The sequence below is a fragment of the Nonomuraea sp. NPDC049714 genome, assembly GCF_044465295.1.
In the GTDB taxonomy this organism is placed as follows: domain Bacteria; phylum Actinomycetota; class Actinomycetes; order Streptosporangiales; family Streptosporangiaceae; genus Nonomuraea.
The window spans coordinates 48699-74224 of record NZ_JBITLM010000012.1 but is presented as its reverse complement, the minus strand read 5'-3'; the positions used below and the strand labels follow the sequence as shown (position 1 = coordinate 74224).

Genomic DNA, 25526 nt, shown 5'->3' with positions numbered 1-25526 from the left:
GCGGGCTGTCCTGCTCCCAAGACAGCCCGCGGCGCTGTCCGCTACTCCTCGGCGTCTACGTCGGCATCGGGCTCGGAGTACGGGTCATCCGTACACCCCGAGCAGCACCCGCAGCCGCTGGGTCCGGCACACTTGGTCGCCGCGCAGGACGCCACGACGTCATAGCCGCGGCCGAGCGTGAGGGTCTGCACCTCCAACCCACTGACGGTGAGGTCGAACACGTCCATCGGAAGATCGTGCACATCGAAGTCGAGCGTCGGAACGGGTGGCATCGATACCCCTCTTGTTCACCTAGCCGGAATGTGAGCTCGTGCGCTGCCGATGCTAGGGACCGGCGGTATGTCAGAGGTATGGCGGCGCTATGGGGGTAGTCCACACCCCGGGGTCCAGGGGTCCGGCAGACGAACCAGCTGGTTCTGTGTGCCTACGCTCTCCAAAGCCTGACTTCAGCGATGCCGACGCCGAGGCCATCGCCCAGCGGGTGGGTGTCATGTCGTGGTGCGGCGGCGGAAGAGGAAGGCGGCGATGGGCATGCTGAGGACCACGCCCGCAGTCAGCCAGGCTGCCGATAGCCAGCCGGCGTCACCCAGGGGCAGGTCGAGCAGCAGGGCTCGGAGGGTTTCCACCATGGGGGTGGTGGGCTGGTGCTCGGCGAAGCCGCGCAGGAGTGGCGGCATGGTCTCCGCCGGTACGACGCCGTCGGACAGGTACGGGAAGAAGATGACGACGAAGCTGAAGGCACCCGCCGCCTGCGGTGAGGTGACGAGCAGGCCCCACAGCATCGCGATGGCGGACACCGCCAGGATGTAGCCGGTGATGAGGGCCAGTACGAGGGCCCAGTCGGTGGCGGAGGCGTTGGGGCGGAAGCCCAGGAGGACGGCCGCGGTCAGGGCGCACGCGGTCGCGGCCACGTTGCGGACCAGTGAGGCGATGACGTGGCCGGCGGGGAGGGTCCAGGCGCTGATGGGGAGGGTGCGGAAGCGGTCGATCATGCCTCCGGTCATCTCTTCGGCGATGTTGACGGCGGACAGCGCGGCGCCGTAACCGCCGGCCATGAGCAGGACGGTGGGGACGACGAAGTCGATGTACGCCAGGCCGCTGGATCCGGTGGTGATCGCGCCGCCGAAGACGTACACGAAGATGATCATGATGAGGACCGGCAGGGCGATGTTCACCATGAGGGCGTCCAGCGTGCGGGCCTCGTGGCGCAGTGTGCGGGTGACGAGGCGGCGCAGGTCGGCGAGGCTCGCCGCCAGGGAGGGGGCGCGGTTGGGCGCCGTGGTGGTGGTCATGCCGGCTCCGATTCGGGTTGGCGGGAAGAGGGTGGTGCGACGCGGGTTCGTGCGAGCGGGTCACGCGGTCAGGGTCATGGGGTAGCGGAGGTCAGGGGAGTGGTGGCCGCCGTGAGCTCGAAGAAGACGTCGTCCAGGGTGGGGGTGCGCAGCTCCACCTGGTCGACCGTGATGCCCGCCCGGTGGAGGAGGTCGAGGGTGTGGCGCAGGTGGTCGGGGTTCTGGACCGCGAGGGTGAGCTCGCGGGCGTCCGGGTCGAGGTGCGGGCCGGCGTCGCCCGAGGTCAGGGTGGCGGCGGCGCGGGGGAGGTCGTCGGCGTGGGCCAGGCGGAGAGCCAGGCGTTCGGAGCCCACCTGGCGTTTGAGCGCGGCGGGGGTGTCGTCGGCGACGACGCGGCCGGCGTCGATCACCGCGATGCGGTCCGCGAGCTGGTCCGCCTCCTCCAGATACTGGGTGGTCAGCAGGATGGTGGTGCCGGCGGCGAGCAGTTCGCGGATCACCGACCACAGCTCGGCCCGGCTGCGCGGGTCGAGGCCGGTGGTGGGCTCGTCCAGGAAGAGGATCCTGGGGGCGGCGACCATGCTGGCCGCGAGGTCGAGGCGGCGGCGCATGCCGCCTGAGTAGGTGGCGGCCCGGCGGTCGGCGGCGGCGGCGAGGTCGAAGCGGTCGAGGAGTTCGGCCGCCCGGCGGCGGGCCTCGCGTCTGCCCAGGTGGTAGAGGCCGGCGAACAACTCCAGGTTCTCCCTGCCGGTGAGCAGGCCGTCGACGGTGGCCTGCTGGGCTGTCAGGCCGATGTCGCGGCGCACGGCGGCGCTGTCACGGGTGACGTCGTGGCCCCCGACGGTGGCGGTGCCGCGGTCGGGGGCGAGCAGGGTCGTCAGGATCCGGACGGTCGTCGTCTTGCCGGACCCGTTCGGCCCGAGAAGGGCCTGCAGGGTGCCCGCCGGGACGGTCAGGTCGACGCCGTTGAGGACGTGGGTGGCACCGAAGGATTTGTGCAGGCCGCGGGCCTGAATCGCCGCCCCGCCTACTGCGTGCGTCGTACTGTGTATGTCGTACATAGATACTAAGCTATATGACGTACGCAGTTCTGTGAAGGGAGTCAGATGGCACAGGAGCGCGCGTTGCCACCCGTCGTGGCGCGCATGTGGGGGCGGGAGCCGCTGACGCGCCGGGGGCCGCGTCCACGGCTGGACCTGGCCCGGATCGTCTCCGCCGCCATCGAGCTCGCCGACACCGAGGGGCTGGCCGGGGTCTCCATGGGCAGTGTGGCGGCCAGGGTGGGCGTGGCGACCATGGCGCTGTACCGGTACGTCGGCAGCAAGGACGAGTTGCTGACCGTGATGGCCGACAGCGCCGTCCCCGCGCCGCCCGAGCGCGGCGAGCTGCCCTGGCGTGACTATCTCGCCTTGTGGACGCGGGCCAACCGCGACTTCCTGCTCGAACGCCCGTGGCTGCTGTCCCTCGACCGGATGACCCCGCCGGTGGGGCCCAGGCGCATGCTGTGGCTGGACCGGGCACTGGACGCGCTCGCCGGCACCGCGCTCGACGAGGGGGAGAAGGTGAGGGCGGCCACGGCACTGACCGGCTACGCGCTGTCCGACGCCACGCTCGCGCATGGCATGAGCGCGCACGGCATGAACGCGGAGGCGGGCGGGCCGGACGAGGGCGGGATCGGCGGGGCGGCCGAATACGGCGAGGTGCTGGCCGAGGTGCTCGATCCGCTGAGCTATCCCGCCCTGTCGGCCGCGGTGCACTCAGGGGTCTTCCGGGGAGCCGAGGGCTGGGTGGAGGACGCCGACTTCGTGTTCGGCCTCAACCTGCTGCTCGACGGGATCGAGGCGCTCAACGCACGACGTCCCTAGGCGGTATCCGGCGAAAAAAGGAGGGGCTATAGGGTCTCTTGGGGGTTTATCGGGGGAAATCGGAGAGTCGCGTGCCGCTGGAACAGGTGCTCGTGTTGCTGGTGGCGGCGGCGGGAGCGGGATGGGTGGACGCCGTCGTGGGCGGCGGCGGGCTGCTGCAACTGCCCGCGCTGATGGTGGCCGGCATCCCGCCCGTGCAGGCCATGGCGACCAACAAGTTCTCCTCCGTCTTCGGGACCGCCTCGGCGGCCGTCACCTATGCGCTGACCGCCAAGTTCGACCGGCAGGTGGCACTGCCGGGAGCCGGGCTGGCGATGCTGAGCGCCGGGCTCGGCGCCTCGGCCGCGGCGGCGATCTCGGCCGAGGTGCTGCGGCCGGCGGTGATGGTGATCCTGCTCGGCGTGGCCGCCTTCGTGACGCTGCGGCCGGCGCTCGGCGCGGTGGCGCATCCGCACCTGCGCACCAACGCGCGGGTCGCCGTCGCGGTGGCCGTCGCGGGCGTCGGCATCGCGTTCTACGACGGGATCATGGGGCCGGGTACGGGGACGTTCCTGATCATCGCGTTCACCACGATCCTCGGGCTCGACTTCGTGTCCGCGTCCGCCACGTCGAAGATCATCAACACCGGGACGAACCTGGGCGCGCTCTTCGTGTTCGGGGCGCAGGGGCACGTCCTGTGGGGCCTGGGACTGGGTATGGCCGCGTTCAACATCGCGGGCGCGCAGCTCGGCGCGAGGATGGCCATCAGACGCGGTACGGGATTCGTCCGGATCATCCTGCTGTGCGTGGTGGCGGCGATGGTGACCAGGATGGCCTGGCAGCAGTTCGGCTAGGCCCGCACCGGTGCGCGCAGCGCGGTGGCGGCCAGGGCCACGAAAGCGGCCAGCAGCGCCGGCAGGGCCAGGGCGCGCGGGAGGCCGGTGAGCTCGGCGGCGGCGCCGATGAGCACCGGCCCCGACAGGAAGCCCAGATAGCCGATGCTCGCCACCCTGGCCAGCGCCCTGCCCGCGTACGCCGGCTCGCGATGGCCGGCGGCGGAGAACACCTGGGGCACGATGCACGACAGGCCCGCGCCGAAGCAGCCGAACCCGATCACCGCCGCCACCGGATGCCCGGCCAGCAGTGACACGCCGAGCCCGGAGGCGGCCAGCAGCCCGCAGGCCCGCACCAGCGGCACCGGGCCGAACCGCGCGGCCAGCCGGTCCCCGGCCAGCCGCCCGGCCGTCATCATGGCGGCGAACGCGGCGTACCCGGCGGCGGCGAACCCGGCGGAGGAGCCCAGGTCCTCGCGCAGATAGACCGAGCTCCAGTCGGCCGCCGCGCCCTCGCCCACCAGGCAGCAGAACGCCAGCACGCCGAGGAACACGATCCCCCGGGGATGCCCGGCCCCTTCTCCCGCCGTGGCCGTGCGCGCCGGGGCCGAGCGCAGTGCCCAGCGGGCCGCCCACGCGGCGAGCGCGGCGATCACCAGGCCGCCCGTCCAGAACGTCGCGGCGGGGGACAGCCCGACATGCGCGGACACGCCGCCGAGCGTGGCGCCCGCGAACCCGCCGATGCTGAACACGGCGTGGAACGACGACATGATCGGCTTTCCCCACGCCAGCTCCACCTCCACGGCGTTGGCGTTCATGGACACGTCCAGCACCCCGTGCACGATGCCGAAGCCGAACAACGCCACCGCCAGCGTGAGCAGGTTCGGCGCGTAGGCGGCGGGCACCAGCATCACGCCCTGCAGCAGGGCGGCGGGGAGCATGACATGGGAGCTGCCGTAGCGGTCCACCAGGCGGCCCACCCCCTGCATGCCGGCGACGGCCCCGGCCGCGATGGCCAGCAGCGCCAGGCTGAGCTGCCCGTCGCCGATCCCGAGCCCCTCCTTGATGGCCGGGATCCGGGCCGTCCAGGTGCCGACGGCCGCCCCGGCGAGCAGGAACAGCAGATAGACGGCGACGCGGGCCCGCCGCAGCGGCGTCACGCGAGCTCCTTGACCAGCCGCACGGTGACGCCCGCGGCGAGCAGCGCGTCGTGCTGGTCACGCGGGACGGCGTCGTCGGTCACCACCACGTCCAGCCGCGAGATGGGGCACACGGCGCCGAACGCCGTCCGGGTGAACTTGCCCGAGTCACAGACCGCGATCACCCGGCGGGCGGCGGCGATGGCCGCCTGCTTGACCGCCACCTCGGGCAGGTCGTGCGCGGTCAGCCCGTGCTCGGACGACAGCCCGCAGCAGCCGATGACCGCCGTGTCGAAGCGCAGCGCCCTGATCGAGCTCTCGGCGAGCGGGCCCATGAAGTTCAGCTCGCCGGGCCGTACCTCTCCTCCTGGGAGGACGAGCCGCACGCGCGGCGCGGAGGCGAGCAGCGACACCGCCTGCAACGCCAGCGGCAGCACGGTCAGGCGGCGGTCCACCAGGCTGCGCGCCACCTCCAGCGCGGTCGTGCCGCCGTCGAGTACCACCGCCTCCCCGTCGGCGATCAACGCGGCCGTCTCGGCGCCGATCCGCTGCTTGGCCTCGACCGCCTCCCGCTCGCGGATGCCGAACGGCGGCTCCTCGCCGCGCAGCAGCAGCGACAGCGCGCCGCCCCTGATCCGGCGGACGACGCCCTGCTGGGCGAGCTCGTCCAGGTCACGCCTGATCGTCATGTCGGACACGCCGTGCTCCTCGGCCAGCTCGGCGACGGAGACGGTGTCGTTGGTGCGCAGCCTGTTCATGATGAGATGTAAACGATCCATATGTTCATATAAACACAGGCGATGTGCGCAATACAATGACAGCATGCGTGCCAGCCGTCTGCTCTCCCTCCTGCTGCTCCTGCAGACGCGCGGCCGCATGACCGCGCCCGAGCTGGCCGAAGAGCTGGAGGTGTCGGTCCGGACGGTCTACCGCGACGTGGAGGCGCTGTCGTCGGCCGGCGTGCCGGTCTACGCCGACCGGGGGCCCGCGGGCGGCTACCAGCTGCTCGACGGCTACCGCACCAGGCTGAACGGCCTGACGGTAGCGGAGGCGTCGTCGCTGTTCCTGGCCGGGCTGCCGGGGCCGGCCGCCGAGCTGGGGCTCGCGGAGGTGGCGGCCAACGCCGAGCTGAAGCTGCTGGCCGCGCTGCCGCCCGAGCCGCGCTCACACGCCGCACGGATGCGTGAGCGGTTCCTGCTGGACGTGCCGGGCTGGTATCGCAGCGCCGACGACGTGCCGCATCTGAGCGAGGTGTCGGAGGCGGTGTGGGAGCAGCGGCCGCTGCTGATGACCTACCGGCGCTGGGGCAAGCAGGAGGTCGAGCGGGTGGTCCACCCGTACGGGCTGGTGCTCAAGGGCGGCTCCTGGTACATGGTCGCCGCCCCGCCCGGCGCGAGCCCGCGCACCTACCGGGTGGCGCGCGTCCTCACCGTGCGGACGCTGCCCGGCCACTTCGACCCGCCGCCGGACTTCGAGCTGGGACAGTTCTGGAAGGCGTACGCGGCGGAGTTCCGCGAGCGGATGTACACCGCGACGGCGCAGATCAAGCTGGCCCCCGGCATGGAGGAGCTGCTCTCCTACACGATGGGCGCCGACGTGGTGGCCGCGGCGCTGGCCGACGGCACAGCCTCCGACACAGCGCCCGACGCGGAAGGCTGGCGGACCCTGACCGTGCCCGTCGAGTCCCTCACCTACGCCCGCTGGCTGCTGCTGCGCATGGGCGCGAGCGTGGAGGTGCTCGGCCCGCCCGAACTGCGCGCCCTCATGGCCGAGTCGGTCGCGGAGCTCGGAAAAATGTATGGGGGAATCCCGGCCTGATCTGAAACGATGCCCGGCATGTACCTCGTCGCCTTCATCGGTGCGTGCCTGCTGGTGGCCATGGTCCCGGGCGTCAGCACCGCGATCATCCTCAGACAGACGCTGCGCGCCGGGCGCGGCTCCGGCCTGGCGGCCACGCTCGGCAACGAGAGCGGCATCCTGCTGTGGGGGCTGGCCGCCGCCTTCGGGCTGTCCGCGCTCCTGCTGGCCTCGCAGGCGGCCTACGACCTGATGCGCGTCGTCGGCGCGATCGTGCTGGTCGTGATGGGCGCGCAGGCACTCTGGCAGGCGCGTAAGGACCGGCCGGCGGCCGAGCCCCTGGCCGTGCCCGGCCGGGGCAGGTCCTACCTCGTCGGGCTGGGCACCTGCCTGGCCAACCCCAAGGCGGCGGTGTTCGCGATGTCGTTCCTGCCGCAGTTCGTGCCGCAGGGGCAGAACATCCCCCTCACTCTGGCCGTGCTCGCCGTCGTGTGGGTGCTGGTCGACCTGCTCTGGTACGCCGCGCTCATCTGGGCGGTGGCCACGGCCAAGGCTTTCTTCGGCCGCCCGGAGGTCAGGCGCCGCCTGGAGCGCGTCTCGGGCGTCGTGCTCATCGGTTTCGGCATACGACTGGTCCTGGAGGCCAAGTGACGATCTGGTACGAACAGGCGGGCTCCGGCGAGCCGGTGGTGCTGCTGGCTTCGAGCGCGGCCGACGCCGGCATGTGGGACGCGCAGTGGCAGCCGCTCGCCGAGCGCTTCCGGGTGATCAGAGTGGACTACCGCGGATTCGGCCACACGCCCTACGCGGCTGCGGAGCCGTACAGCGACTCGGGTGACGTGGCGGAGGTCCTCGCCGAGCTCGGCGTGTCGCGGGCCGCGCTGGTCGGCGCGTCGTACGGGTGCTCCGTCGCCCTGGAGCTGGCCCACCTCGCCACCCGGCTGGTGCTCATGAATCCCGGCTCCGACCTGCCCAGGACCCCGGACCTCACGGCGTTCGCCGAGGAGGAGGACCGGCTGCTGGAGGCGGGCGACGCGCAGGGCGCCGCCGAGCTGAACGCCCGCACCTGGCTCGGCCCGGAGGCCGACGACGAGACCAGGCGGCGGGTGATCGCCATGCAGCACCACGCCTTCACCATGCAGCTCGCCGCCGACCCCGAGCCGTCGCAGTTCCGGCCCGGCTACGACCTCGGCTCTGTCCAGGCGCCCGCGCTGGTCGTCACCGGCCCGTACGACCTGGAGTTCTTCCGGCGCAGCGCCCGCCACATCGCCGCCGAGCTGCCGCACGCCGAGCTGGTCGAGCTGGACTGGGCCGGCCACCTGCCCGCGCTGGAACGGCCTGCGGAGGTCACCGGGCTGCTGCTGGACTACCTTTAGAGCATGACGAGCGATCTGGCGACGCTGATGCGGCAGGCCCAGGACGACGATCCGCTGCGCGCGCTGGAGGCCACCACCGCGCTGCGCCACGAGCTCGAGCGGATCGAGGCCGTCCACGTGCGGCGGGCCCGGGTGGCCGGCCTGGCCTGGGCGCAGATCGCGAACGCGATCGGGGTGAGCAAGCAGGCCGTGCACAAGAAGTACGGCAAACGCTAGCTCCACTGCCCGGCGAACCAGCCGAGCACGATGTTCCAGGAGTAGCCGCGCCTGATCCGCGCCGCCACGGCGGGGGGCAGCGTGTCCAGCCCCCGGTGCTCCAGCAGCACCCGCGTGCCGCCCTCGACGGCGGTGAAGGCGACCTCGATCTCCATCCGGCCGGTCGGGTTGAGCAGGTCCGCCCAGACGAGGCGGTGCGGCGGCTCCCAGGCGACGATCCGGCCGGTGTCGACATGGCCGCCGTCCGACCACATCTCGCGGAGGAACCCGTCCTCGAACCGGATCCCGACCGCGCGCTCCGGGTCGGTCCAGCTGTACGGGCCGCGTACGTACCAGCGGTCGATCTCGTCGGTGAAGACGCGGAAGGCGGTGCCGGGGTCGACCGGCACGGTGACGACGGCCTGGACCGAGCTCATCGCGCATCGCCCTCCCGGGCGGCTTCGACGTGGTCCTTGAACGAGCCGAGCTGCTCGGACCAGAACGCCTGCACCTGGTCCAGCCACGCCTGCAAGGCGGTGAACGGCTCCTGCCGCAGGGAGTACAGGCGCAGGCGGGCGTCGTCACCGCCGGCCTCCGCCCGCACCAGGCCGCCCGCCCGCAGCACGCGCAGGTGCCTGCTCAGCGCGGGCGCGCTCATCTGGACGGCCTGGGCCAGCTCGCCGGCCGGGCGCGGGCCGTCGCGCAGCAGGTCGATCACCTTGCGCCGGGTGGGATCGGCCAGCGCGGCCAGGGTCGCGTCCACATGGTTAACGTTGCTGTTAATCGTTGACTGCTTTCGCTATGGTGTTAATAGTTCACGATAGCGCTAATCATTGCGGAGGAACCATATGGCCGTCGAGCTCGGTTACTACACCCTGTCCGTCGGCGACCTCGACCGGGCGGCGGCCTTCTACGGCGCGTTGTTCGGCTGGGAGTTCAGCCGGGAGCACGAGACGTACCTGCACGTCACCAACACGGCGGTGCCCATGGGCTTCACCGCGGGCGGCCCGTCGTCGCAGCCCAACCTCTACTACCACGTGGCCGACATCGACGCGTCCGCCGAGCGGGCGCGCCGGCTCGGCGGCACCACAGGGGAGATGCTGGACAGCAAATCCGGCCGCGGTTGCACCTGCACCGACGACCAGGGCACCGTCATCGGGCTCTGGCAGCCGGCCCCCGGGTTCGCGTGATCAGTCCGGGGCCTTGACGGTCGCGATGCCGAGGGTGCTGGTCATCGGCAGCAGGCCCGCGCCGAAGACGGCGCCCAGGACCGGCCCGGCGAGTACGGCCAGGCGCTGGGCGCGCTCCTCGCCCAGGGCCCGCCACGGTGCTGCGGCCAGTTCGTCGGTCATCCGCTCCACCTGGTCGCGCAGCGCCCGCCCCCGCTCGGTCGCCTGCCCCGAGGGGTCGACCAGGCCGCGCGCGGTGAGGCGCTCGTGCGCCTCGGCCCACTCCTGCTCGCTCCAGCCGCGCCCGGCGAAGTTCGCCACGGGGGCCGCGCCGATCGCGGCGAAGGAGACCAGCGACTCACACGGATCCAGGTCCGCCGTCAGCAGCGCGGCCAGGTGGCCGTCGCCACGGTGCTCGCGCAGCACCGTGGCCGCGTGCCAGAGGGCGAGCAGCGGCTCCTCGGGCCAGGGCAGGTCGAGGTTGGCGGCGGCGAACGGCCGCGCGGCCACGGCCGTGCTCTCGGCGGCCCGCCTGGCCAGCTCGGCCGCCTCCGCCACCTCCGGCCCCGCCATCCGATCGCCCAGCAGCGCGCGGTACGTACGCTCGACCGCTGTCAGCCTGGCCCGCAGGACCTGGGCGGGCGAGGCGGTGTCCCAGAGGCCGGTCACGTGCTCCTGGATCATGCTCGGGCTGAAGCTGTAGCAGGCCGCGGCGGTCGCTCTCAGGCCCACGGCCCCCAGCGGTGCGGTGCGGTAGGCGAAGTAGCTGGGCCAGCGCGTCTCCACGTCGTAGCCGAGCGCCGCGGCCTCCTCGAAGCCCTCCGGCGAGAAATACAACACGGCGTGGATCGGCTCCATTTGGTGCCACATGCTGCGGGCGAGCCGCGAAACATCAGACATCGCGAAAAATCCCTCACTGTCTAGATAAGATATGACAGTGACGATAGAGGCGTGGCGCATCACTGGTCAATCCCAAATAGACAGTTATGTCGGCCGCTGGGTGGAGGTGGCGGTCACGCTGATCAACACGTTGACCGTCGACCGGGCGCACGGCCGCCTGGTCCAGCCGCCCGCCGACCGGTCCGCCCGCCTGTCCGCCATCGGCGACAACGCAGGCGAGCTGAGCCCGCGCGGGCCGCTGACGGCGGCCGACGCCGACGGGCTGGCGGAGGTGGCGGCGGAGCTGCGCCCGGTCTTCGGCCCGGCCCCGGAGCTGGACGCGTTGAACGCGGCCCTGACCCGGCACGACGCCGTCCCCCACGTCCAGGGGGATCCTCCGGTGCTCACCTTCCACCGCGAGGACGCCGGCCTGGTCGACGCCTGGGCCGCGAGCGCGGCCACCGCCCTGGCCATGGTGATCGGCGTCGGTCAGGGGGTACGGCTCCGCTCGTGTGAGGCGGACGGATGCGACCTGGTCTTCTTCGACGTCACCCGCAACGCCTCCCGCAGGTTCTGCGGCCTGTCCTGCCAGAACCGCGCCAAGGCCAGCGCCTACCGGGCCCGCCGCAGAGCCTGATCGCCCGTGTCGGCGGTCATCGTCGGCGACTTGGTAGGGTGCCCAGGCGGCACGCTGGGAGAGTCCCGGAAGCGTTCAAGGGAGAGGTGGCCGGGCGACGATGCGGGCGTCAGATGTCTCGCGTGCGATGGCCGCGGCCATGTCGACGGCCTCATCACTCGATCTGACGGTCGACGACGCCATCGTCCTCCACGACTCGAACAAGCTCGCTCTGCGTCTGCTGCCCTGTGACGTGCTCGCCCGGGTGGCCCATGCGGGCGATCAGGTCCTGCGGTTCGAGGTCGAGCTCGCTCAGCGGCTCGCCGAGTCCGGGTGCCCCGTGGCCGCCCTGGAGCCTCGGGTGCCGCCAGGTGTCCATGAGCGTGATGGTTTCGAGGTCACCCTGTGGACCTACTACGAACCCGGATCACCTCAAGAGGTCCCACCGGCCGACTACGCCGGGGCGCTCGAGCGGTTGCACGCCGGCATGCGCACGCTCGATGTCCCGACGCCGCACTTCATGGATCGAGTCGAGCAGGCCCGGCGACTCGTGGCGAGCCCCGACCGCACTCCGGCGCTCGCCGACGCGGACCGTGAGCTGCTCGCCGGGACCTTACGACGCCTGAGGCGAACGATCGGCGAGCGCGGCGGCGCCGAACAACTGCTGCACGGCGAGCCGCACCCTGGCAACCTGCTCACCACGCGGGACGGGCCGCTGTTCATAGATTTCGAGACGTGCTGCCGCGGGCCCGTCGAATTCGACCTCGCCCATGCGCCCGAAGAGGTCGGCGCCCACTATCCGGGTGTCGATCAGGAGTTGCTGCGCGAGTGCCGGATCCTCGTGCTGGCGATGATCACGGCATGGCGCTGGGACCGGGACGACCAGCTCCCGAACGGGCGCCGGCTGGGCACAGAGTGGCTCGACCAGATCAGAGCGGCGCTCGATCGCGAAGGGCCGGATACCCCTGGCTGAGTGAGGGGCGAGCAAGCGGAGCGGCAGCGCCGAAGTCTCCATCCCCGGAACCAGGCTCGTAACCGATCGCGGACACGACTTGACCGCGATTCGTCCTAACGTCGTGCCGAAACGGAAGGAGATCTCCATGACCATTGTCGTGGCGGGCGCCACCGGCAACGTCGGACGCCCTCTCGTCGAGCAGTTGCTGGTCGCCGGGCATCAGGTCCGCGCCCTCACCCGTGACCCCGCCAGGGCGAGCCTGCCGGCGGGCGCGCAGGTGGTGGCGGCCGATCTGACGGCCACCGCCGATCTGGCCGCCGCCTTCGAGGGCGCCACCGCCGTGCACCTGATCGGCTTCAACGGCGCGGACTTCAGCCCGCTCGCCAACGGCCCCGACATCGTGGACCAGGCGATGAAGGCCGGCGTGCGCAAGGTGACGGTGCTGCGGGGCGAGGTGACCAAGGGCCCGCTGGAGGAGGCGATCGAGGCGAGCGGTCTGGAGTGGACTCATCTCGCCCCGGTGGAGTTCATGTCCAACGCCCTGGAGTGGGCCGGGTCGGTCAAGGCCGAGGGGGTGGTGCGTGAGGCGTTCCCGGACGCCAGGAGCGCCATGATCCACGAGGCGGACATCGCCGCGGTGGCCGCCGTCGCGCTGACCGGGGACGGGCACGCGGGGCGGGAGTACTGGCTGACCGGTCCGCAGGCGCTCACCCCGCCGGAGAAGGTACGCACCATCGCCGAGGTTCTCGGGCGTGAGGTGCGTTATGTCGAGTTGAGTCGTGACGAGATCGTCAAGGAGTGGCGGCAGGCGGGCTACTCGGACGAGGACGTCGAGTTCTTCCTGACCATGCGCACCGATCCGCCGGTGGCCGGTTACACCGTGCTGCCGACGGTGGAAGAGGTCACCGGGAGGCCGGCGCGGACGTTCGCGCAGTGGGTCCGGGAGCACGCCGCCGCTTTCGGCGGCCCGTGACGAACCTCCTCCGACCTCGCGTGTTGCCCCCGAATGGGGGTAATGGGAGCTGACTCGGATATCCGTGGAGGAGAGATGCGCTCGTCGATCAGTCTGGGCCGCATCGGGGGCGTCTCGGTCGGGCTCAACATCAGCGTGCTGTTCATCGTGGTGATCCTGGTGTTCGGGCTGGCCTTCGGGCGCTTCCCCGCCGTGTACCCGGGCCTGTCCCCGGTGGCCTACGTGCTCGCCGGGCTGGCGTCGGCGGTGCTGTTCCTGGCCTCGCTCCTGGCGCACGAGCTCGCGCACGCGCTGACGGCCCGGCGGCACGGCATCGAGGTGTCACAGATCACCCTGTGGCTGCTCGGCGGTGTGGCCGAGCTGCGCGGAGAGCCCCGCTCGCCCGGCGCCGACCTGAAGATCGCCGTGGTGGGCCCGCTGACGAGCCTGGCGGCCGGGGTGGTCTTCGGCGGCCTGGCGCTGCTGTCGGCGGCCGTGGGCCCGCCCCTGGTCGCCGGCATGTTCGGCTACCTGGCGGGCGTCAACGTGCTGCTGGCGGTGTTCAACCTGATCCCGGCCGCGCCGCTGGACGGCGGCAGGGTGCTGCGCGCGGCGCTGTGGGCGCGATGGGGGGACAGGGCGAGGGCGGCGATCGCCAGCGCACGCGCCGGCCGCGTCTTCGGCTACGTCCTCATCGCCCTGGGCTTCATGCAGGTCGTCAGCGGTCTGGGCTTCGAGGGGCTGTGGCTCGCCCTGATCGGCCTCTTCCTGGTCAACGCGGCCAGCGCCGAGGAGCAGCAGAGCAGGATCGGCACCGCCCTGTACGGGGTCCGGGTCGCGGACGCGATGACGGCGCGGCCCATCGTGGCCGATCCCGACGAGACCGTGGACGAGCTGATCGACCGGGTGGTGATGCGCGAGCGCCTGTCCACCTACCCCCTCGTCGACGCCGGCGGCGGCTTCGCCGGGCTGGTGACGCTCAACCGCATCCGTGAGGTGGCCCCCGCCCGGCGGGCCTCCCTGAGGTTGCGGGACATCGCCTGCCCGCCCGATCAGGTGCCGCGGGCCCGGCCAGAGGAGGCGCTGACCGAGCTGCTGACCCGGATGAGCGGCAGCGCGGACGGGCGGGCCGTGGTGCTCGACTCCGACGGCCGCCTGGTCGGGCTGCTCACCCCCACCGACATCAGCCGGATGATCCAGACCGCCGAGCTGCACGGGGGGAACCCGGCCCTGAGAACACGCGGCGCCGACCTCGCCGGGCCGTACCACGATGATCATGGCCGGGCGGTCTGACCCGGCTCCTGGGAGATCTCGACCGGGTAAGTTGGGCGGTCATGGAGCAACGTCCATTTGACCGGATAACCGCCGTGGCGGTCGCGGCCCTCGTCGCCGTGGCGGGCTGCGGCGGGCAGGAGCCGCAGCCCGTAGCCGTCCCCTCGCCGTCGCTCGCGTCCGCGTTGCCGTCGGCCACCACCGATCCGGCGGTGGCGCTCCCCGGGCCCAACGAGGTGATCCCCAAGGACGCGGCGCGGCTGGCCGAGGCGCTGGAGACGACCGCCGAGGCGCTCTACGACGCCATCGACGCGTGGACCGAAGGCGACAGCGAGAAGCCGCCGCAGGACGTCGAGCTCCTGGCGCTCTACCATCAGCGCATTCTCCGGTATGCCGCCCGCCACCCCAAGGTGGCCGCCAAGGCCTTCGCCAAGCTGCCGCGCACGCTCGCCGCCCAGTCCAAGGACGAGACCGCGGCCATCCAGGAGCTGCTCGCCCTGGCCCGGCCCATCAAGGGCTCGGCCACCTTCAAGGTCCAGCCCGCGCTGCCCGCCGCCGACCTGCTGCGCCACTTCAAGAAGGCCGAGCGCCGCTTCGGGGTGGAATGGGAGGTGCTGGCCGCGGTGATGCTGGCCGAGACCAAGTTCGGCAGGGTGAAGTCGGACAGCCACGCCGGAGCCCAGGGCCCCATGCAGTTCATGCCCGCGACCTGGAAGGCGTACGGCCTGGGCGGTGACATCCAGGACCCGCGCGACGCCGTCATGGCCGCCGCCAACTATCTGCGCGCCACCGGCGCGCCGCGCGACTATCAGCGGGCGCTGCACGCCTACAACCCGTCGCAGGCGTACGTGGACGCCATCCTCCTGCACGCCCGCCAGATCAAGCGGGACGCCAGAAACTACTACGTCTACTACAACTGGCAGGTGTTCGTCCTGACCACGGACGGGGAGCGCCGCCTGACCGGTCCGTGAGCCGGCGGCCCGGCTGAGACAGGCTCATGTTTGGGTCTTGCCGGGCCCACTGAGGCAGGGGATGCTGGCGGCGGATTGATACCCGGCCCGGTGAGGTGTCCGTGATGTGTCGTCGTTCCGCCGCCAGGACACTCGCCGTCGTGCTCCTCCTGGCCGCTTCGCTGGTCTCCGGGTCCACGGGCGCCACCGCGCAGGCGGGCCCGGCGCAGGCCGCCGCGGAGGTCCGTGGGTTCGTCGACGCGCACAGCCACCTGTTCTCCTACGAGGCATTCGGCGGCAGGCTGATGTGCGGCAGGCCGTTCGACCCCGACGGGATCGAGGAGGCGCTGAAGGACTGCGCCGACCACCACCCCAACGGCGAGCTCGCCTGGTTCGAGAACTTCACCAGGACCGGCTCGCCGACCGGCACCCACGACCCGGTGGGCTGGCCCACCTTCGCGGACTGGCCGGCCCACGACTCGCTGACCCACCAGCAGGCCCACTACACCTGGGTGGAACGGGCCTGGCGCGGCGGGCTGCGGATCATGGTGAATCACCTGGTGGCCAACCGCCAGCTGTGCGCCATCTACCCGCTCAGGCGCAACTCCTGCGACGAGATGGACACCCTCAGACTCCAGGCCCAGCGAGCCCGCGAGCTGCAGGAGCACATCGACGCCGAGCACGGCGGGCCCGGCCTGGGCTGGTTCAGGATCGTGCACGACGCGGCGGAGGCCAGGCGGACCGTCGCGGCCGGCAAGCTCGCCGTCGTCCTGGGCGTCGAGGCCTCCGAGCCGTTCGGCTGCCGCCAGACCTTCGGCATCCCGCACTGCACCAGGGCACAGATCGACCGCGGCCTGGACGAGCTGTACGAGCTGGGCGTGCGCAGCATGTACGTCTGCCACAAGTACGACAACGCGCTGTGCGGCGTCCGCTTCGACTCCGGCACCCAGGGCGCCATCGTCAACCTGGGCAACCTGCTCAGCACCGGCTCCTTCTGGCAGGCCCGCACCTGCACGGGGGCCGAGCACGACAACCCGATCGAGCCCGGCGGGGTCCTGCCCGACCAGCTCGCCGGGCTGCTGCCGCCGGGGGTCTCGCTGCCGCTGTATCCCCCCGCCCCGCACTGCAACACCAGAGGGCTCAGCGGGCTCGGCGAGCACATGGTGCAGGGGATGATGCGGCGCGGCATGCTGGTGGAGATCGACCACATGAGCGTGAAGGCCGCCGACCGCGCCCTCGACCTCCTGGAGGCCGCGGACTACCCCGGCGTGATCTCCTCCCACAGCTGGGCCGATCCCGGCTATTTCGGCAGGATCTACGCCCTCGGCGGCATGATCACCCAGTACGGGCACGACTCGGAGCACTTCGTCGCCGAATGGCGGCGCACCGAGCCGCTCCGGCAGGCGCACCAGGTCGCCGGCTACGGCTACGGCCTGGACGTCAACGGCATGGGCCGGCTGCCGGGCCCCCGGACCCCTGGCGCCGTCGGCCCGGTCACGTACCCCTTCACCTCCTTCGACGGCAGCGTGCGTCTGGACCGGCAGCGCACCGGCGAGCGGGTCTGGGACGTCAACACCGACGGCGTCGCCCACTACGGACTGGTGCCCGACTGGATCGAGGACATGCGGCTTCTCGCCGGTCCGGAGATCGTCCAGGACCTGGCAGCGGGAGCCGAGTCCTACCTGCGCACCTGGGAGGCGGCCGCAACCCGGCCCGCCGCCGCGTCAGGGCGTTTGACCGGGGAATCCTTCTGACATTCACCCGAACGACCGTCAATGGCCGCGTCAATCGGCCGGAAGGCATAAGCGCGGCACGTTCATCACCGTGAACAACGCCGATGACTGGGCCCTTGACAGGGGCGTGACACGCCAATAGCGTCCCGTCTGCTTATATCGATTCAATCCTTTTGGGACGCGAGGAGCCTGTGCCATGAGCCGCCCCAGCATCCGTCGCGCATTCGTCACCGCCGTGGCCGCCCTGCTCTGCACGACGCCGCCGGCCGTTCCGGCGGACGCGGCGGCCGGGGGGCGGCACGGACCGCGGATGGAGCGTCTCGACCGGGGGCTGGTCGCCGCCTCCACCGGCGAGGGCGTCTTCCTGAGCTGGCGATTGCTCGGCGACGAGGTGACCGGGCACGGCGACGACGGCATGACGGGGCCGGACTTCCGCGTCTACCGCGACGGCCGGCCGATCGCGACCGTCACCGGCGGCACCAACTACCACGACGCCGCGGGCACCGGCTCCGCGGAGTACCGCGTGGCCCCCGTCGTCCAGGGTAGGGAGGGCCGGCGCAGCGCTCCGGTCGCGCCGTGGCTTGAATCGTTTTATGACCTGCCGCTGCGGAAACCGGCCGACGGGGTCACGCCGGCGGGGGAGGCCTACACCTACGCGGCCAACGACATGAGCGTCGGTGACGCCGACGGCGACGGGCGCTACGAGTTCGTCGTCAAATGGGATCCGTCGAATGCCAAGGACGTTTCCCAGCGCGGCTACACCGGAAATACCTATCTCGACACCTACACCCTTGACGGCACCCTGCTCTGGCGGCTAGACCTGGGTGTCAACATCCGATCCGGCGCCCATTACACGCAGTTCCTCGTGTACGACTTCGACGGTGACGGCCGCTCGGAGATGATGGTCAAGACCGCCCCGGGCACCAAGATCATTCGGTACGCGCCGGGCGGCGAGGTGGTCTCCGAGCGCCACATCACGCTGCCGAGGCAGGACGTCAAGGCGGGGCACGCGCACACCGACGACCACCGCAAGAGCGCCGAGGACTACTTCGAGCACGTCGTCGAGATGTTCCTGGGCTGGCACGAGCATCCCGAGGTGGTCGCCGGACGCTGGCCGGCGACGCTGGAGCAGGCCTTCGGCATCGAACCCGCGCACGACTACCCGCTCTCCCGGCAGGCCGCCACCGAGCTCGCCACCTACTTCGTCGACGTCTACGCCCCGGGCCGCAGCGGCAACAACCGGCTGCGGGAGTTCGCCGGCTTCGTCATCACCGGGCCGGAGTACCTGTCGGTGCTGCACGGCGCCACCGGCAGGGAGCTGCAGACGATCCCGTACAAGCCCGCCCGTGGCGACGACGGCCTCCTGTGGGGCGACTACGCGATGTCCCGGATCGAGCCGGGCAACCGCGTCGACCGCTTCCTGTCGGCCGTCGGCTACCTCGACGGCAAGCGCCCGTCGGCCATCTTCGCCCGCGGCTACTACACCCGCGCCACGCTGGTGGCCTACGACTGGAACGGCCGGAGGCTGAAGGAGGTCTGGTACGTCGACAGCGGTCACGTGCCGATGGCCAACCCGTTCAACGCCGCCCCGCACGGCGTGGACGGCTCCGACCCCGGGTTCGGCACCATCACCACGCAGGGCTTCCACTCCCTCGGCGTGGCCGACGTGGACGGCGACGGCAGGCAGGAGGTCGTGTACGGCGCGGCGACCATCGACGACGACGGCGACCTGCTCTACTCCTCCTTCGCCGAAGGACCGCCGCAGAGCGACGTGCCCGGGAGGCGCGTGCGGCTGGGGCACGGTGACGCGATGCACGTCGGCGACCTCGACCCGGACCGCGACGGCCTGGAGATCTGGACCGTGCACGAGGGCGGCCGGTCGGCCCCCTACGGCTGGGCGATGCGCGACGCCGCCACCGGCGAGGTGCTCTTCGGCGGCTACAGCGGCGTGGACACCGGGCGCGGCATGGTCGGCGACATCGATCCCGCCGTCCGTGGCCTGGAGGCCTGGTCGTCGATGCCGCCCGGCCAGACGGTCCAGGCGGGCCTGTGGTCGGCGCGGGGCGAGTATCTGGGCAGGGACGCGCCGGGCACGAACATGAGCATCCGCTGGGCGGCCGACATGACCACCCAGATCGTCAACGGCACGGCCACCACGACCCCGGCGCCCCCGACCATCGACGACCGCGCGCGTGGCACGCTGCTCACGGCGGAGGGCACGCTGGCCAACAACGGGACCAAGGGCAACCCCGCCCTGGTGGCCGACGTCCTCGGCGACTGGCGGGAGGAGCTGCTGGTGCGCACCGCCGACAGCGGCGCGATCCGGATGTACGTCAGCACGGAGGTGACGGACCGCAAGCTCTACACCCTCATGCACGATCCGCAGTATCGGGCGGACGTGGCCCGGCAGCAGACGGGGTACAACCAGCCGGCCTATCCGAGCTTCCATCTCGGCTCGGACATCGACTGGTCGCGTGTCCCGGTGCCCGGAGCCCGGCGTCACGCGGATCGGTAGCGGCCGCCGCGCGTAGCGAGGGGGATGCCGGAATAGGGTGATAAGCGCTCGGCGTCATCCGGTCGAACCGCTTACCCGAGGGGTTTGATCACGAAATGCTTCCGCATTCTGTCGTGCATTGTCTGGATCTCGTGACAATGTCCCTATATTGCGACATCTTAGCTCGGGGCGGTATTCCTGCAGGTCGGATGGGTCGAACAAGGGCGCCGAGTCGAAGCTCGGTAATCTGACTGTTATATTTAACCCTTGCTGACCGTTACGTATAGCCAGATATTGTTCACTCGAACGTCGTCTTCACATCAATGGATTTCCATGATGTCAGGCGGCGTCTTCGTTGTGGGGGCCGCCTTCATCCCGAACCACCGGCCCCGTCCAACGTGGACGGAGAGTGATGGGCAAGTACCTGCTTCGCAGGTTGGCAATAAATGTGATCTTGGTCGCGATCGCGGCGAGCCTGGCCTACATGCTCGCCGCGACCACCATGAACCCGCGTGCCGCCTACGAAGGGCGTCAGCCACCGGTCCCCACGGCCGTCATCGACGCGACCCTCGACGAGTACAACCTCAACGACAAGACACCCGTGCTGCAGCGGTACGCGACCTGGGTGTCGGGGGTGGTCACCGGTGACTTCGGCAAGACCTGGAACGGCGGCTCGGTCAACGACGAGATGGGCCGGCGAATCATGGTCAGCCTGCGGTTGCTGCTCGTCGGCACGCTCGTGGGCTTCGCCCTGGGGGTGGCGCTGGGCGCCTACTCGGCCGTCAAACAGTACAGATTCGCCGACCGCCTGATCGGAGTCAGCTCCTTCGTGGTGATGGCGATCCCGGTGTTCGTGCTGGCCACGCTGCTCGCGATCGGCACCTACAACCTCAACCGAGGCCTCGGGTTCACGCTGATCGAGTACACCGGGGAGTACAACCCCAGGCTGACGGGCTGGGACCAGTTCCTCAACCGGCTCAACCACCTGATCCTGCCGACCATCTCGCTCAGCCTCGGCTCCATCGCCTTCTACAGCCGCATCCAGCGCAGCATGATGCTCGACGTGCTGAACCAGGACTTCGTCCGCACGGCGATGGCCAAGGGGCTGCGGCGCAGGACCGCGCTGCTGAAGCACGCGCTGCGGACCGCGCTGATCCCCGCGGCCACCTACTTCGCCTTCGCGTTCGGGACGATGCTCACCGGAGCCACGTTCACCGAGAAGATCTTCGCCTGGCACGGCATGGGGGCCTGGCTGATCGACTCGATCCATCAGAACGACGTCAACGCCGTCGCCGCGGTGAGCTTCTTCTCCGCCGTCTGTGTCCTGGCCGCAGCCTTCCTCTCGGACCTGCTGGTGGCGGCCCTCGATCCCCGAGTGCGGGTGAGTTAGGTGCGTTCGAAGGTCGTATTCGCGCGGCTGCTGCGCAACAGGCAGGCCCGCTATGGCGCCATCGCGCTGATCCTGCTGGTGGCGCTCGCCTACGTCGGCCCGTACGTCGGCCCGTACGACTGGACCGACAAGGACTTCCTGGCGTTCCTGTCGCCTCCGTCGGCCGACCACTGGTGGGGGACCACCACGATCGGCCAGGACATGTACGCGGTCACGCTGCGTGGCATGCAGAAGTCGATCATCATCGGGCTGCTGGTGGCGCTCATCTCCACCGGTCTCGCGGCCCTGGTGGGAGCGTTCGCCGGATACTTCGGTGGCTGGGTGGACAAGGCGCTCATGTGGGGCGTGGACCTGCTGCTCGTCCTGCCGAGCTTCCTCATCATCGCGATCGTCTCGCCCCGGCTCAAGGGCGCCTCCTGGCTCTGGTTCGTCGCGCTGCTCGCGGCGTTCACCTGGATGATCACCTCCCGGGTGGTGCGCAGCATGACGCTCTCACTGCGCGAGCGGGAGTACGTCCTGGCCGCCGTCTACATGGGCATCCCGCGCTGGAAGATCATTTTCCGGCACATCGTGCCGAACCTGTCCTCCCTGCTGATCATCGACGCGACGCTCAACGTCAGCGCCGCGGTCATCGGCGAGGCGGCGCTGTCGTTCTTCGGCTTCGGCATCCAGCCCCCCGACGTCTCACTCGGCACCCTGATCGCCGAAGGATCCCGCAACGCCACCGGCTATCCCTGGCTGTTCGCCTTCCCCGCCGGTCTGCTGGTGGTCCTGGTGCTGAGCGTCAACCTGCTGGGCGACGGACTGCGTGACGCACTCGACCCGGGGAGCAACTCATGAGCATCTTGGAGGTCCGCGACCTCAACGTCACCTTCCCCGGCGGCATCGAGGCCGTGCGCGGGGTGAGCTACGAGGTCTCCCGAGGCGAGGTGCTCGGCATCGTCGGCGAGTCCGGCTCCGGCAAGTCCGTGACCTCACTGGCCATCATGGGCCTGCTCGCGCCGAACGCGTCGGTGAGCGGCTCGGTCAAGCTGCACGGCCAGGAACTGCTCGGCCTCGACGAAGGCAGGCTGACCAAGGTCCGCGGCAAGTCGATCAGCATGATCTTCCAGGACCCGCTGTCGGCGTTCACCCCCGTCTACACGATCGGCGACCAGGTGGCCGAGGCCATCCGGGTGCACCAGAAACTGCCCAAGGACAAGGCCGCCAAGCGGGCCGTCGAGCTGCTCGACCTGGTCGGCATTCCGCATCCGGACGTGCGGGCCAAGTCCTTCCCGCACGAGTTCTCCGGCGGCATGCGCCAGCGCGCCATGATCGCGATGGCCATCGCCAACGACCCCGACCTGCTGATCTGCGACGAGCCGACCACCGCGCTGGACGTCACCATCCAGGCCCAGGTGCTCGAGGTGCTCAAGACCGCCCAGCGGGAGACGGGCGCCGGCATCGTGATGATCACCCACGACCTGGGCGTCATCGCGGGCATGGCCGACCGGGTGCTCGTCATGTACGCGGGCAGGCCGGTCGAGCAGGGCCAGGTGGACGACATCTACTACCGGCCGCGCATGCCGTACACGATGGGTCTGCTCGCCTCGATCCCCCGGATCGACGGCGAGGAGGGGCCGCTGGTCCCGATCGAGGGCAACCCGCCCTCCCCGGTCGACCTGCCACCGGGCTGCCCGTTCGCGCCGCGCTGCCCGATGAAGGTCGACGCGTGCGACGACGAGGAGCCGCCGCTGGTCCAGATCGGCGGCGGGCGTCAGGTGGCCTGCATCCGCTCGCGCGAGATCGAGCACAAGAACCTGACCGGCGCCGACGTCTTCCCCGTCCCCGTCATCCCGGCGAGCGATGCCGTACGCGTGCCGCGCGAGCAGCGCCCGGCGGTGCTGGAGCTCGACGACGTCATCCGCCACTACCCGCTGATGAAGGGCGCGGTGTTCAAGCGCCGCGTCGGCACGGTGCACGCGGTCGACGGCATCAGCTTCGACATCGCGCAGGGCGAGACGCTGGCCCTGGTCGGCGAGTCCGGCTGCGGCAAGACGACCACGCTGCAGCAGATCATGCAGCTTCGGGCGCCGCAGCGCGGCCGCGTCGTCGTGCTCGGCAAGGACAGCGCCACGCTGGACAAGGCCGCCCACAAGGAGCTCCGCGGCGAGCTGCAGATCGTCTTCCAGGACCCCATGGCCGCGCTCGACCCGCGCATGCCGGTCGGCGACATCATCGCCGAGCCGCTGCGCGCCCACGGGCGCAAGAACGTGGCCGAGCGGGTCGACGAGTTGCTGCGGCTGGTCGGGCTCGCGCCGGAACACGCCGCCCGCTACCCGCAGCACTTCTCCGGCGGCCAGCGCCAGCGCATCGGCATCGCCCGCGCGCTCGCGCTCGACCCGAAGGTGCTGGTGCTCGACGAGCCGGTCTCCGCGCTCGACGTGTCCATCCAGGCCGGGGTCATCAACCTGCTGGAGCGGCTGAAGAACACTCTGGGGCTGTCGTACCTGTTCGTGGCGCACGACCTGGCCGTGGTCCGGCACCTCGCCGACCGGGTCGCGGTCATGTACCTCGGCAAGATCACCGAGATCGGCGCCGTCGAGGACGTCTACGACCGCCCCGCGCACCCTTACACACAGGCGCTGCTGTCAGCGATCCCGCTGCCGGACCCCGCGCTGGAACGCTCACGCAAGCGCATCCTGCTCGAAGGTGACCTGCCCAGCCCGGCGGAGCCGCCATCGGGGTGCCGGTTCCGCACCCGCTGCCCCAAGTTCGCCCGGCTCAGCCAGGCGGAGCAGCGGCGCTGTGTGGACGAGGAACCGCTGGTCGCTCGGCACGCGAACGCCACGGATCACGGCGTCGCCTGTCACTACGCGGAAGAGATCGAGGTCATCACGGCCTCGGAAGATCAGGAGGAATTGTGAAGGTTCGTTATCGGGCAGGAGCGGGACTCGCGGTCCTCGCCATGGCCGTCGCGGCCTGTGGCGGTGGTGGCGGCGCTCAGGCGCCGAAGGCCGAGCAGTCGCAGCAGGCACAGGAGCAGATGTCGCAGACGCCGGGCGTCAGCATCAACCCCGTGCCGTACGAGCAGGTGAAGGAGGGCGGCACGCTGACCCTCACGGTCGGTCAGTGGCCCAGCCAGTGGAACACCAACCACGTCGACGGCAACCAGGCCGACACCGCGGACATGATGGACACGATCATGCCGCAGCTGATGGTGGCCGACGAGGAGGCCAACTACACCCCCAACCCCGACTTCCTCACCGATGTGAAGAACGAGATGTCAGGGGGCAAGCAGGTCGTCACCTACACGCTGAACGACAAGGCCGTGTGGTCGGACGGTACGCCGATCACCTGGAAGGACCTTGAGGTTACCTGGAAGGCCAACAACGGCGAGAACAAGAAGTTCAAGCCGGCCTCCACGGACGGCTACGAGCAGATCGAGTCGATCACCAAGGGCGACACGGACAAGGTCGCCATCGTGACCTACGCCAAGCCGCGTCCGGAGTGGCAGGACCTGTTCTCCCGCTCGCCGTTCCTGCACCCCGCCAAGCACTTGGAGACGCCCGAGGCGTACGACAAGGACTACCTGCAGAAGATTCCGGTCACCGCCGGGCCCTTCAAGGTGGAGAAGATCGACGAGGGCACCAAGACGCTCACCGTCGTGCGTGACGACAAGTGGTGGGGCAAGAAGGCCAAGCTCGACAAGATCATTTTCCGGACGATCGAGACGCCCGCCGCGCAGGTGAACGCCTTCGCCAACGGCGAGCTCGACGGCGTGGAGGTCCCGCCGGGCAGCCCGGCCGACCTCAAGCGGGCCAAGGAAGTCCCCGACGTGGACATCCGCAAGGCGCTCAGCCCCAACTGGCGGCACATCACCGTCAACAACCAGAGCGACTTCCTGAAGGACAAGTCGGTCCGGCAGGCCGTCCAGTACGCGATCAACCGGGACGTGATCACCCAGTCCGACCTCAAGGACATGGACTGGCCGATCCAGGCGCTCAACAACCACGTCTTCATGAACAACCACAAGGGCTACGTCGACAACTCCGGCGACCTGGGCACGTACAACCTGGACAAGGCCAAGCAGCTGCTCGACGCGGCCGGCTGGAAGCAGGAGGGCGAGTACCGCAAGAAGGACGGCAAGGAGTTCGCGCTGAGCTTCGTCGTCCCGGCGGGCGTGCCGTACGCCAAGACCGAGGGCGAGCTCACGCAGGCCATGCTCAAGGAGGCCGGAATCAAGATCACGATCCGGCCGGTCCCCGATGACAAGTTCTTCACCGACTTCATCATCAAGGGCGACTTCGACCTGGTGCCGTTCTCCTGGATCGGCGACCCGCTCCCGCTCGGCTCGCTTCAGCAGATCTACAAGACCGGCTCGGAGAGCAACTTCCCGAAGGCCAGCGACCCTGCCGTGGACGCCGCGATCGACGCCGCGGTGAGTGAGATGGACCCGGTCAAGGCCTTCGAGAAGGCCAACGCCGCGGACAAGCTCGTCTGGGACATGGTGCACACCATTCCGCTGTACCAGCGCCCCGACATCCAGGCCACCAAGAAGACGCTCGCCAACTGGGGCGCCTTCGGCTACCACTGGCGGGACTACACCCAGGTCGGCTTCACCGGCTGACCCCCGCACGCGCGACGATCTCCCGGCCGGT

At 70.5% G+C, this 25526-nt stretch carries 26 protein-coding genes; 18 read left to right on the top strand and 8 right to left on the bottom strand.

The window, feature by feature from the left end; genetic code table 11:
- Positions 1–41 precede the first annotated feature (41 nt).
- The 3 genes from ACIBQX_RS37225 to ACIBQX_RS37215 all read right to left on the bottom strand — a co-directional run bounded on the left by ACIBQX_RS37225 (position 42) and on the right by ACIBQX_RS37215 (position 2353).
- A complete protein-coding gene (locus tag ACIBQX_RS37225; RefSeq protein ID WP_397013031.1) occupies positions 42–272 on the bottom strand; it encodes a thiomuracin/GE37468 family thiazolyl RiPP peptide in 231 nt (76 codons plus the stop codon).
- 216 nt (positions 273–488) lie between these two features.
- Positions 489–1292, bottom strand: a complete 804-nt coding sequence (locus tag ACIBQX_RS37220; RefSeq protein ID WP_397013029.1) for an ABC transporter permease — start codon at positions 1290–1292, stop codon at positions 489–491.
- A 74-nt stretch (positions 1293–1366) separates the two neighbouring features.
- Complete coding sequence (locus ACIBQX_RS37215) at positions 1367–2353, bottom strand: ATP-binding cassette domain-containing protein (RefSeq protein ID WP_397013027.1); 987 nt, start codon at positions 2351–2353, stop codon at positions 1367–1369.
- A 45-nt stretch (positions 2354–2398) separates the two neighbouring features.
- Here ACIBQX_RS37215 and ACIBQX_RS37210 point away from each other — a divergent pair, with 45 nt between their 5' ends.
- Together ACIBQX_RS37210 and ACIBQX_RS37205 are read left to right on the top strand one after the other, a co-directional pair.
- Positions 2399–3157: a TetR/AcrR family transcriptional regulator gene (locus ACIBQX_RS37210; RefSeq protein WP_397013025.1), complete on the top strand. Its 759-nt coding sequence runs from the start codon at positions 2399–2401 to the stop codon at positions 3155–3157.
- Positions 3158–3228: 71 nt separating this feature from the next.
- Positions 3229–3990 carry a sulfite exporter TauE/SafE family protein gene (locus ACIBQX_RS37205; protein WP_397013023.1) on the top strand — a complete coding sequence of 254 codons (762 nt, stop codon included), beginning with the start codon at positions 3229–3231 and terminating at the stop codon, positions 3988–3990.
- On the opposite strand, the gene ACIBQX_RS37200 is transcribed toward ACIBQX_RS37205, so the two are convergent.
- Positions 3987–5129, bottom strand: a complete 1143-nt coding sequence (locus ACIBQX_RS37200) for an MFS transporter (protein WP_397013021.1) — start codon at positions 5127–5129, stop codon at positions 3987–3989. The two genes, ACIBQX_RS37205 and ACIBQX_RS37200, sit on opposite strands and share 4 nt — an antisense overlap.
- On the bottom strand, positions 5126–5887 hold the full coding sequence (locus tag ACIBQX_RS37195) for a DeoR/GlpR family DNA-binding transcription regulator (RefSeq protein ID WP_397013019.1): 762 nt from the start codon (positions 5885–5887) through the stop codon (positions 5126–5128). Before ACIBQX_RS37195 ends, ACIBQX_RS37200 begins: the two co-directional genes overlap by 4 nt.
- Positions 5888–5930: 43 nt before the next feature.
- On the opposite strand from ACIBQX_RS37195, the gene ACIBQX_RS37190 reads away from it, so the two are divergent.
- From ACIBQX_RS37190 to ACIBQX_RS37175, 4 genes are read left to right on the top strand one after another with little or no spacing between them, the layout of a single operon-like run.
- On the top strand, positions 5931–6926 hold the full coding sequence (locus tag ACIBQX_RS37190) for a helix-turn-helix transcriptional regulator (protein WP_397013017.1): 996 nt from the start codon (positions 5931–5933) through the stop codon (positions 6924–6926).
- An 18-nt stretch (positions 6927–6944) separates the two neighbouring features.
- Complete coding sequence (locus ACIBQX_RS37185; RefSeq protein ID WP_397013015.1) at positions 6945–7556, top strand: LysE family translocator; 612 nt, start codon at positions 6945–6947, stop codon at positions 7554–7556.
- The gene (locus ACIBQX_RS37180) at positions 7553–8281 is read left to right on the top strand and encodes an alpha/beta fold hydrolase (RefSeq protein ID WP_397013013.1); all 729 of its coding nucleotides are present in this window, start codon (positions 7553–7555) and stop codon (positions 8279–8281) included. Before ACIBQX_RS37185 ends, ACIBQX_RS37180 begins: the two co-directional genes overlap by 4 nt.
- Before the next feature lie 3 nt (positions 8282–8284).
- A complete protein-coding gene (locus tag ACIBQX_RS37175; RefSeq protein ID WP_397013012.1) occupies positions 8285–8497 on the top strand; it encodes a hypothetical protein in 213 nt (70 codons plus the stop codon).
- On the opposite strand, the gene ACIBQX_RS37170 is transcribed toward ACIBQX_RS37175, so the two are convergent.
- Positions 8494–8913 carry an SRPBCC domain-containing protein gene (locus tag ACIBQX_RS37170; protein WP_397013010.1) on the bottom strand — a complete coding sequence of 140 codons (420 nt, stop codon included), beginning with the start codon at positions 8911–8913 and terminating at the stop codon, positions 8494–8496. The two genes, ACIBQX_RS37175 and ACIBQX_RS37170, sit on opposite strands and share 4 nt — an antisense overlap.
- Complete coding sequence (locus ACIBQX_RS37165) at positions 8910–9239, bottom strand: ArsR/SmtB family transcription factor (RefSeq protein ID WP_397013009.1); 330 nt, start codon at positions 9237–9239, stop codon at positions 8910–8912. The genes ACIBQX_RS37170 and ACIBQX_RS37165 overlap by 4 nt, the downstream gene beginning before the upstream one ends.
- An 85-nt stretch (positions 9240–9324) precedes the next feature.
- On the opposite strand from ACIBQX_RS37165, the gene ACIBQX_RS37160 reads away from it, so the two are divergent.
- Positions 9325–9666: a VOC family protein gene (locus ACIBQX_RS37160; RefSeq protein WP_397013007.1), complete on the top strand. Its 342-nt coding sequence runs from the start codon at positions 9325–9327 to the stop codon at positions 9664–9666.
- On the opposite strand, the gene ACIBQX_RS37155 is transcribed toward ACIBQX_RS37160, so the two are convergent.
- Positions 9667–10545 (bottom strand): hypothetical protein, encoded by an 879-nt coding sequence (locus ACIBQX_RS37155; RefSeq protein ID WP_397013006.1) that lies wholly within the window; start codon positions 10543–10545, stop codon positions 9667–9669. It abuts the gene before it with no gap.
- A gap of 37 nt (positions 10546–10582) precedes the next feature.
- On the opposite strand from ACIBQX_RS37155, the gene ACIBQX_RS37150 reads away from it, so the two are divergent.
- The 11 genes from ACIBQX_RS37150 to ACIBQX_RS37100 all read left to right on the top strand — a co-directional run bounded on the left by ACIBQX_RS37150 (position 10583) and on the right by ACIBQX_RS37100 (position 25495).
- On the top strand, positions 10583–11161 hold the full coding sequence (locus ACIBQX_RS37150) for a CGNR zinc finger domain-containing protein (RefSeq protein ID WP_397013005.1): 579 nt from the start codon (positions 10583–10585) through the stop codon (positions 11159–11161).
- A gap of 100 nt (positions 11162–11261) precedes the next feature.
- On the top strand, positions 11262–12113 hold the full coding sequence (locus ACIBQX_RS37145; RefSeq protein ID WP_397013003.1) for a phosphotransferase enzyme family protein: 852 nt from the start codon (positions 11262–11264) through the stop codon (positions 12111–12113).
- Between the two features lie 127 nt (positions 12114–12240).
- On the top strand, positions 12241–13068 hold the full coding sequence (locus ACIBQX_RS37140) for an NAD(P)H-binding protein (protein WP_397013002.1): 828 nt from the start codon (positions 12241–12243) through the stop codon (positions 13066–13068).
- Positions 13069–13143: 75 nt separating this feature from the next.
- Entirely contained in the window at positions 13144–14340 is a 1197-nt protein-coding gene (locus tag ACIBQX_RS37135) for a site-2 protease family protein (protein WP_397013001.1), read from the top strand.
- 41 nt (positions 14341–14381) lie between these two features.
- On the top strand, positions 14382–15290 hold the full coding sequence (locus ACIBQX_RS37130) for a lytic murein transglycosylase (protein ID WP_397012999.1): 909 nt from the start codon (positions 14382–14384) through the stop codon (positions 15288–15290).
- Positions 15291–15394: 104 nt separating this feature from the next.
- Positions 15395–17023, top strand: coding sequence for a Coagulation factor 5/8 type domain-containing protein (locus ACIBQX_RS37125; protein WP_397012998.1), 1629 nt, complete (start codon positions 15395–15397; stop codon positions 17021–17023).
- Between the two features lie 175 nt (positions 17024–17198).
- Positions 17199–19517: a rhamnogalacturonan lyase gene (locus ACIBQX_RS37120; protein ID WP_397012997.1), complete on the top strand. Its 2319-nt coding sequence runs from the start codon at positions 17199–17201 to the stop codon at positions 19515–19517.
- A 391-nt stretch (positions 19518–19908) separates the two neighbouring features.
- Positions 19909–20886, top strand: a complete 978-nt coding sequence (locus tag ACIBQX_RS37115; RefSeq protein WP_397012995.1) for an ABC transporter permease — start codon at positions 19909–19911, stop codon at positions 20884–20886.
- Complete coding sequence (locus ACIBQX_RS37110) at positions 20887–21726, top strand: ABC transporter permease (protein ID WP_397012994.1); 840 nt, start codon at positions 20887–20889, stop codon at positions 21724–21726. It abuts the gene before it with no gap.
- A complete protein-coding gene (locus tag ACIBQX_RS37105; protein ID WP_397012992.1) occupies positions 21723–23792 on the top strand; it encodes a dipeptide ABC transporter ATP-binding protein in 2070 nt (689 codons plus the stop codon). Before ACIBQX_RS37110 ends, ACIBQX_RS37105 begins: the two co-directional genes overlap by 4 nt.
- On the top strand, positions 23789–25495 hold the full coding sequence (locus tag ACIBQX_RS37100) for an ABC transporter family substrate-binding protein (protein WP_397012991.1): 1707 nt from the start codon (positions 23789–23791) through the stop codon (positions 25493–25495). The genes ACIBQX_RS37105 and ACIBQX_RS37100 overlap by 4 nt, the downstream gene beginning before the upstream one ends.
- Positions 25496–25526: the final 31 nt, after the last annotated feature.

Bases quoted from the DNA above. Each gene is read 5' to 3' on its own strand.
- ACIBQX_RS37225 (WP_397013031.1), bottom strand. From the start codon at position 272: ATGCCACCCGTTCCGACGCTCGACTTCGATGTGCACGATCTTCCGATG.
- ACIBQX_RS37220 (WP_397013029.1), bottom strand. From the start codon at position 1,292: ATGACCACCACCACGGCGCCCAACCGCGCCCCCTCCCTGGCGGCGAGC.
- ACIBQX_RS37215 (WP_397013027.1), bottom strand. From the start codon at position 2,353: ATGTACGACATACACAGTACGACGCACGCAGTAGGCGGGGCGGCGATT.
- ACIBQX_RS37210 (WP_397013025.1), top strand. From the start codon at position 2,399: ATGGCACAGGAGCGCGCGTTGCCACCCGTCGTGGCGCGCATGTGGGGG.
- ACIBQX_RS37195 (WP_397013019.1), bottom strand. From the start codon at position 5,887: ATGGATCGTTTACATCTCATCATGAACAGGCTGCGCACCAACGACACC.
- ACIBQX_RS37190 (WP_397013017.1), top strand. From the start codon at position 5,931: ATGCGTGCCAGCCGTCTGCTCTCCCTCCTGCTGCTCCTGCAGACGCGC.
- ACIBQX_RS37185 (WP_397013015.1), top strand. From the start codon at position 6,945: ATGTACCTCGTCGCCTTCATCGGTGCGTGCCTGCTGGTGGCCATGGTC.
- ACIBQX_RS37175 (WP_397013012.1), top strand. From the start codon at position 8,285: ATGACGAGCGATCTGGCGACGCTGATGCGGCAGGCCCAGGACGACGAT.
- ACIBQX_RS37170 (WP_397013010.1), bottom strand. From the start codon at position 8,913: ATGAGCTCGGTCCAGGCCGTCGTCACCGTGCCGGTCGACCCCGGCACC.
- ACIBQX_RS37160 (WP_397013007.1), top strand. From the start codon at position 9,325: ATGGCCGTCGAGCTCGGTTACTACACCCTGTCCGTCGGCGACCTCGAC.
- ACIBQX_RS37155 (WP_397013006.1), bottom strand. From the start codon at position 10,545: ATGTCTGATGTTTCGCGGCTCGCCCGCAGCATGTGGCACCAAATGGAG.
- ACIBQX_RS37145 (WP_397013003.1), top strand. From the start codon at position 11,262: ATGCGGGCGTCAGATGTCTCGCGTGCGATGGCCGCGGCCATGTCGACG.
- ACIBQX_RS37140 (WP_397013002.1), top strand. From the start codon at position 12,241: ATGACCATTGTCGTGGCGGGCGCCACCGGCAACGTCGGACGCCCTCTC.
- ACIBQX_RS37135 (WP_397013001.1), top strand. From the start codon at position 13,144: ATGCGCTCGTCGATCAGTCTGGGCCGCATCGGGGGCGTCTCGGTCGGG.
- ACIBQX_RS37130 (WP_397012999.1), top strand. From the start codon at position 14,382: ATGGAGCAACGTCCATTTGACCGGATAACCGCCGTGGCGGTCGCGGCC.
- ACIBQX_RS37125 (WP_397012998.1), top strand. From the start codon at position 15,395: ATGTGTCGTCGTTCCGCCGCCAGGACACTCGCCGTCGTGCTCCTCCTG.
- ACIBQX_RS37120 (WP_397012997.1), top strand. From the start codon at position 17,199: ATGAGCCGCCCCAGCATCCGTCGCGCATTCGTCACCGCCGTGGCCGCC.
- ACIBQX_RS37115 (WP_397012995.1), top strand. From the start codon at position 19,909: ATGGGCAAGTACCTGCTTCGCAGGTTGGCAATAAATGTGATCTTGGTC.
- ACIBQX_RS37105 (WP_397012992.1), top strand. From the start codon at position 21,723: ATGAGCATCTTGGAGGTCCGCGACCTCAACGTCACCTTCCCCGGCGGC.